This is a genomic window from Bacteroidia bacterium (assembly GCA_023228875.1).
In the GTDB taxonomy this organism is placed as follows: domain Bacteria; phylum Bacteroidota; class Bacteroidia; order NS11-12g; family UBA955; genus JALOAG01.
On record JALOAG010000064.1, the window covers coordinates 1 to 3,017 of the forward strand.

The 3,017-nt window shown below is 34.1% G+C and carries 5 protein-coding genes; all 5 read left to right on the forward strand.

The window, feature by feature from the left end:
• Positions 1-243 precede the first annotated feature (243 nt).
• The 5 genes from M0R38_13290 (at position 244) to M0R38_13310 (ending at position 2,864) form a co-directional block, all read left to right on the forward strand.
• Positions 244-657, forward strand: a complete 414-nt coding sequence (locus tag M0R38_13290; protein MCK9482710.1) for a GIY-YIG nuclease family protein — start codon at positions 244-246, stop codon at positions 655-657.
• Positions 658-1,321: 664 nt separating this feature from the next.
• Positions 1,322-1,504 carry a hypothetical protein gene (locus M0R38_13295; GenBank protein MCK9482711.1) on the forward strand — a complete coding sequence of 61 codons (183 nt, stop codon included), beginning with the start codon at positions 1,322-1,324 and terminating at the stop codon, positions 1,502-1,504.
• Positions 1,505-1,527: 23 nt separating this feature from the next.
• Positions 1,528-1,686, forward strand: coding sequence for a hypothetical protein (locus M0R38_13300; GenBank protein ID MCK9482712.1), 159 nt, complete (start codon positions 1,528-1,530; stop codon positions 1,684-1,686).
• Positions 1,687-1,933: 247 nt separating this feature from the next.
• The gene (locus M0R38_13305) at positions 1,934-2,215 is read left to right on the forward strand and encodes a hypothetical protein (protein MCK9482713.1); all 282 of its coding nucleotides are present in this window, start codon (positions 1,934-1,936) and stop codon (positions 2,213-2,215) included.
• A 145-nt stretch (positions 2,216-2,360) separates the two neighbouring features.
• Positions 2,361-2,864, forward strand: a complete 504-nt coding sequence (locus M0R38_13310; protein ID MCK9482714.1) for a hypothetical protein — start codon at positions 2,361-2,363, stop codon at positions 2,862-2,864.
• Positions 2,865-3,017: the final 153 nt, after the last annotated feature.

Consider the following 3,017-nt stretch of genomic DNA (forward strand, 5'->3'; position numbering starts at 1 on the left):
CTGTAGTTTTGTTAGCAGGGGTAGTTCCCCAAAAATCTTTTTTGTGCATTTTGCCCAAAACCAACCCCCATATTTGTGCATTATCACAAACTGACCCGTATGTGCAATATGCACAAAAACAGTCGTAGTTAAGTCTGTCCAATTTGTGCAATTGTTTTTTACTTTATCTTTACATACTATTGATTATTTGATACAATAGTACTATCAAATAAGTGATGTGCAAAGCACAGAAAGGCAAAAAAAATGAAAAAGAAAGTTGACAACAAATTTAGTTCCTTGTCCTTATACGTCATCATGTTGACGTTTGAGGACAAAAAACCGCTCTTAAAGGGCGGGATAACTACCGACGTAGAGCGTCGGCTATCCGAACTCCGTAGAAAAAACAAGGCTACGACGGCAATTGTCGTTGATACTTGTAAATTAGCAAATTTTAATACTGAAAAAGTCAATGATAAAGTCAGCAAATTATCATTGACGGCAAAGTATGCACCTGCTGAAAATGCTATGTTGAAAGCGATTACTGATGCCGGTTATAGTCGCTTGAAAATGGATAACACTGAAAGTGAATACTTTGAATTGACCTCTGATGTAGTTGAAGTTGAATTCAACTACATCATTAGAACACCGATGAGCAAGACTATCAGGCTGAGAGCCTGATAGTCTACGTTAATAGTTGAAAGGCGGTAACTACAATGACAAGGATTGATTACATTCACATTATAATAGAACTACAGTTATCACTGTCAAGGTATCAAAGACAATTAACTACAGATGTAAATGATATCCATAATGAGTGGATAGAGTCACGAATGAATGTAGTTAAGGAACTAATAACTACATTAGAGAAGGCAGAACTTACTGCATAAGTAAAAAACACAAGCCGGCTGAAGTCAACGGCTTGTGTAGTCCATTTATAGATGTAGTTAGTAAGCAAGGCAACTACAAATGTAGTTTGTAATAACTAATAAGTGATTGTAGTTTGGGTGCGTCAGTATGACTACAAATGTAGTTTATAATAAGCAAGCAACAGATTACAATTGTAGTCTTTTCTTATATAAAAAAATGAAGTCTGAAGAACGTTGGTATCAGCGGGTTTGCAGGTTTTTTTCTTGGACAGTCCAAACTACAAACGTAGTCAGTCATTATTTAAGCAAGCAACCACAAATGTAGTTAGTAGTATTGCCTGATTACAAATGTAGTTAGTAGTGGAAGCAAGGTGTAGCAAATTACACAAAAAAATCTATAAAAATTTGTGCAAATGTCAATGGCTATTATATGCTACTTATGTTATTATAATAATGTACTAATGGTAGTACAGACGATGAACATAGTTATTATAAGGGGGTTTATTATGTACCGAATTTATTCAGAGTCAGGATATGAGGCTTATATTGAGGAACTACAAGAGCAGTTAGAAGAGTTAACAACCTGGGAAGAGGACGAAGCAAGGCTTGACTACGAAGATAGTGAGTATGAGATGAGAAAGGAACTGGGCTGGCTTTAAGCCAGTCCAGAGAGGTGAATGGCATGGCTAAACTACAAGCACAGTTTGAAGAATACCTGCAAGGCAAGGACAGAGATAATGATGTCGTTTCAGAAGAAACTGCATGGGAAAACGACTACTATGAAGCAATGATAGACGAATTTTTGGAAATGAGGTACATTCCAGATGCCATAGACAGATAAATAAAGTAAACAAGCAAGCAAGAAGCAAGCCACAAATGTGGCTTGTTTGTGCGTTTAATTCATTTTTTTTATATAAAAAAAAGGAAGCTGGAGACCCTTGCTACAAGCGGTTTTGCGGGTTTATTTTTTGGACAGTCCACCGTTGTTAAATTGCACAAAAATTTATTAAAAATTTGGTTATTTTGTTAATAGTATTGTTTTTTAATTCTTGATATAATAAGAGTATAAAAATTGAGGGGGTGCCATCATGGATAAGATTCGTGTTACTTATAATCAGGCTTTTCAGTATTTTATTTTGGGTTACTCTATTGAGTTTCTTGGCAACGGCTCTATTGCCCAAATTGTTCGCAGAGGCAATGATTTTGATATGTGGGAGCAAGCAGTAAAATGTCTTTGGAGCAGCAATGATTGCCGCAGCGGCTTTGCGGTTTTGCTTTCTGATAGAAATGAGGAGCTGGAGCCTTCTGAAAATGAGGATTCTTGTCTTTCTATTTCTGGGATTTCTTTGAAAAAGTTATTTTCTATATAAAAAAAGTAAGTCTGAAGAGTGGCTCTCTGAGCCATTCTTCGGACATTTTTTTTGGACAGTCCAAACGACTATATTTGTAATAGTTGTTGACAAAATATATTTTTATGGTATAATAAATGTATAGGGGGTAATGATTATGTCAATTATGAATTCAATTGCAAATGTTAGTAATCCTTTGGGAAGGGGTGTTGACCGTAGTGCCTACTATTCAAAAAAGTATGATGTTGTTATTAAAATCACTCATAGTTGGGATAGAGGGACGGGAGAGCAAAGCAACTCCGAAAAATATCTTTTCTATCGCTTAACAGAAAAAGAAAAAGATATTTTTCCTATTGTTGGAATAATAGAACATAAACAAAAAGGAACTATTATTCTTATGAAAAAAGCAGAAGTGCTATCACGATTTTTAAGTAAAATTAATTATAGAACTAAAAATCGTGATGCTTTATATGAACTCATGTGTGAAATAAGACATCATTCATGGAAAAATACAAAAAAAAATAGAGAAATTTGTCAGTCTTTTGGTATTAATCCAGAATCAATTCGTCCATTAATAAATTTTTCTAAGAAATATTATGTTGGAGATTTACATCTTTCTAATTTAGGAGTTATTAAAGGTAATTTAGTTATTCTTGATGCAGGTTTTTAGTATATAAAAAAAAGAATGCCCGAAGCCCTTGCTACACAAGGGTTTCAAGGTGTTTTTTTTGGACAGTCCGCTTAACCATAATTGTAGTTACTATTAACAAAACAAACAAAAAATAAAAAAATATTTGTGCAATTTGTCAATGGTATTATTTAT

Coding starts and splice junctions, on each gene's coding strand:
- M0R38_13310 (MCK9482714.1), top strand. CDS start 2,361: ATGAATTCAATTGCAAATGTTAGTAATCCTTTGGGAAGGGGTGTTGAC.
- M0R38_13290 (MCK9482710.1), top strand. CDS start 244: ATGAAAAAGAAAGTTGACAACAAATTTAGTTCCTTGTCCTTATACGTC.
- M0R38_13305 (MCK9482713.1), top strand. CDS start 1,934: ATGGATAAGATTCGTGTTACTTATAATCAGGCTTTTCAGTATTTTATT.
- M0R38_13295 (MCK9482711.1), top strand. CDS start 1,322: ATGAACATAGTTATTATAAGGGGGTTTATTATGTACCGAATTTATTCA.
- M0R38_13300 (MCK9482712.1), top strand. CDS start 1,528: ATGGCTAAACTACAAGCACAGTTTGAAGAATACCTGCAAGGCAAGGAC.